Annotated in this window: 2 protein-coding genes; one reads left to right on the forward strand and one right to left on the reverse strand. The window is 37.1% G+C overall.

Annotated features, from left to right (window positions below):
- Positions 1-264: 264 nt before the first annotated feature.
- Positions 265-2,553 (forward strand): two-component regulator propeller domain-containing protein, encoded by a 2,289-nt coding sequence (locus FNN09_RS20675; RefSeq protein WP_185969092.1) that lies wholly within the window; start codon positions 265-267, stop codon positions 2,551-2,553.
- 88 nt (positions 2,554-2,641) lie between these two features.
- On the opposite strand, the gene FNN09_RS20680 is transcribed toward FNN09_RS20675, so the two are convergent.
- Positions 2,642-3,562 carry a ketopantoate reductase family protein gene (locus FNN09_RS20680; protein WP_143304396.1) on the reverse strand — a complete coding sequence of 307 codons (921 nt, stop codon included), beginning with the start codon at positions 3,560-3,562 and terminating at the stop codon, positions 2,642-2,644.
- Positions 3,563-3,693: the final 131 nt, after the last annotated feature.

Consider the following 3,693-nt stretch of genomic DNA (forward strand, 5'->3'; position numbering starts at 1 on the left):
CCATTTGGCCATCTTAATGACTCCAAATAATCAATGCAGTCCTGTTCGGTTTTAAACATTTTTTCAAATTCCATTTGATCTGCCGGATATTCCATATCCATAAAGTTAAAACTTTACGGGAGATGATTAAATACCCCATATAAACATTTTTTCAAATTCCATTTGATCTGCCGGATATTCCATATCCATAAAGTTAAAACTTTACGGGAGATGATTAAATACCCCATATATAATTTTATAATTTTAGATTCTAACTCTTATAAAATGAACAAACTACACTCCACACTTCTAGCAATCATAATATTTACAACAAATTCTTTTAGTCAAGATCAGTGGACAACTTTCAATACCACAAACACTGGTTCCAATGGTTTTATAGGAGGATATACCTATGCTTTCCTGCAAGACAATAATGATAACCTTTGGATAGGTACCCACTGTGGCATTTCTGTTTACAATGGCGTGGACTGGAAATCTTTTACAATTAACGATGGACTAAAAGTCAATGAGGTAGAAACAATAAAACAAGATTTGGATAACAACATATGGATTAGCTATGGCAGCTACTTATCTGGAGTGAGCAAGTTCGATGGTAACAGTTGGATCCATTACGACGAGACAGATGGCCTTATATATGATAAAGTTGAAGACATTTTTATTGACAAAAGTGGTAATGTTTGGTTTGCAACCTATGAAGGAATAAGCATGTTTAATGGAGATACCTGGAGCAATTTTGGGCAGGCAGAGGGTCTACCCGATCAGCATATAAATTGCATTATCCAAGATGCGGAAGATAACATATGGGCAGGTACTAACGGAGCTGGAACCTATAAGTTAAACAACGGTATTTTTTCTGCCTTCTCATGGCCGGCCGGGAGCGATGCAAATATTAAAGACATGACCATTGATAACAATGGAAAGATTTGGATAGTTACATTTTCAGGTATATATACATATGACGGAAACCTATGGGATTTAGTTAATCTAACCGATAATGGCGTTTACGCATCATTCAAAAGGGTTACTTCTGATAATGAGAATAATTTATATTTCTTGTCGGACGATGGTTTAAGGGTGTTAAAAAACACCAACGTAAGCTTCTTTCCATTTGAAGAAACCACTCCAATTGAAAATTTTCTTTCTTGTTATTTCGCAAATAACAAACTGTATATCGGCACATCAGACTGCTATATTGAGTTCTATAACGATACCTTTCATTATATTAACACTAAGGATGGAGGCCTTATCAACAATGAAGTCAATTATTGTATTGAAGATACTGAGAATAACCAGTGGTACTGCACTGACTATGGGATAAGTAAGTTCGACGGAAGCACATGGCAGAGTTTCACTCACATAGACGATGGAACAGAACTAAGGTGGGTTCAACGAGGACTTGAGGATTCAAATGGGGCAATTTGGTTTTGCTCAGTTAATGGCATCTTCAAATACGAAAATCATTCATGGTCGCATTACAATACTTCCAACTTACCATTTTCCTTATCCTGGCCACAAGATGTTATCGAAGATAAAGAAGGGAACCTTTGGTTTGCAACCTGGAACTATTTGATAAAGTTTGATGGCAGCAACTGGCATCAATTCGATACTAATGTTGACTTTACCAATAAGTACATTGAAGCTTTATACGAGGACTCCAAGGGCCGAATATGGATTGGAGGAAGAAGTATTCTAAGCTACTACTTTAATGATGAATTCACCCATTACAAGGCAAACCTTGATTTTTACGATACAAAGGTCCGATCTATAGTTGAGGACGAAAACGGACAAATAATTGCGATTGGCGACAATTCAATTCATACATTTAATGAAACTTTATGGAATAGAACATACCAAAGCACTGATTGGATCAGACATGGCTTGCTTGATTTCTCGGGTCAAATATGGTTATCAACCTTTAGGGAGGGCATCGTTAAGTACCAACCAGAAGATGAATATTCTGCCAACTCTGTCAAATACAACACAACGCAAGATCTTGCTTCCAATGTTGTCAACAGTACTTGCAGAACCCACGATGGCAATATCGTTATTTGCACAAATCTAGGCATCACTATTATTGAACCCGATATTGTAATTGATGATATAATAATCACCCCATCAGCACTTGACAACAGCAAATTTAGCGTTAGTATTAAAACAAGTGGAATATGCTCACCTTACAAATACACAATCAACAGTTCCGAATATAGGAGCTCTGAATTGCCAACAGACAATATATCACCTGGCATGTATACCTTAAAAGTAAGTAATAGCTATACCTCCACAGAGCGTGAAATTACAATAGGAGCACAAACATCTATAAATGAAACCAGCAATAAGCCATTAATTTATCCAAATCCATTTGTGGATAAAATAATTTTGGAAAATGTATCGAACAGCTCTATTGTCATTTATTCGTTGTCGGGCCAAAGGATTTGGTCAAGCTCTAAAAGAAATAATTCAATTATAGATTTATCGGCTTACCCAAATGGATACTATATTTTACAGCTGACCAAAGAAGACGAAACAACTTTTTTTAAACTTCTTAAGGAATAAAACATTGCTATTAATGCTTATGTCATCACTTAAAAATTGCGATTATTATGACATAGGCATTAATAAGAATTCAAACCAACATCACCCATTAACCTCTCACCTTTAATTCACTGGGTAAAATACAATTGTAAATGAATTGATTAACTGGCACATCCACACCTAACTGTTCGGCTAGCTTAACCACTGTCCCATTCTGATAATCTATTTCCGATGGCTTACCCTCCCACACATCGCGCGTAAGAGATGAGGTTGAATCATAGGCCACAGAATCAATTACAGCAATGGTTTTATCAATAATTTCAGGCTTTATGCGCACCCCTGCCTTTTGCGAAACGGCGTAGATTTCTTTCAGCAAGTCTATCATCATCGAGCGAGTTTCCTTAAGCTCACGAAGCTCTCCATAGGTCGTTTTGGTCACAGCCAGCAATCCACTGGTGCAAATAAAAATAAACTTCTTCCACATATCCGCTTCAATATCTGTAGATGCTTTATTTGAAATACCTGCTTCATCAAAGAGATGACCTAAGTTTTTCATACGAAGCGAAAGGCTACCATTTAGCTCTCCAAATACAATTTCGGGTTTGTAGCCCACATGATTAATCACTCCTGGCTTCTCTATCAAGCTAAAAATTCGACATAAACCACCCATTACATTAGCAGGTGGAATGACTTCGCATAATTCTTTGGCAGCTAAAACGCCATTTTGTAAGGGTAAAACAATACTCTCACTATGAATAATCTGTTTTATATCATTTCTGATTTCCTTTACCTGCCAGGCTTTTACGGCCGTTATCACCAAATCAACTTTAGCAATATCAGTGATAAGATCTGTCACTTGCACATTCGCGATATGCAGGTCGCCTAGAATACTTTTGACGTGTAATCCATTGTCTTGTATGGCTTTCAGGTGCGCCCCTCGGGCCACAAAAGTCACATCGTTTCCAGCTTGCGCGAGCTTAGCTCCAAAGTAACCTCCAACACCACCTGTCCCAATTACTGCTATTTTCATGTGTTTATAATTTTGTTATTCTCTGACATAGAGTTTGTTTCAAAATAAGTTGTAAACGCCAAGAAGTTAAATTTTCATGTTCATGCTCGAGGCAATAGTCCTGTGTGCTTAGCGTTTGAAGTCAGTTTCAT

Source organism: Carboxylicivirga sp. M1479, from assembly GCF_007097485.1.
Classification (GTDB): domain Bacteria; phylum Bacteroidota; class Bacteroidia; order Bacteroidales; family Marinilabiliaceae; genus Carboxylicivirga.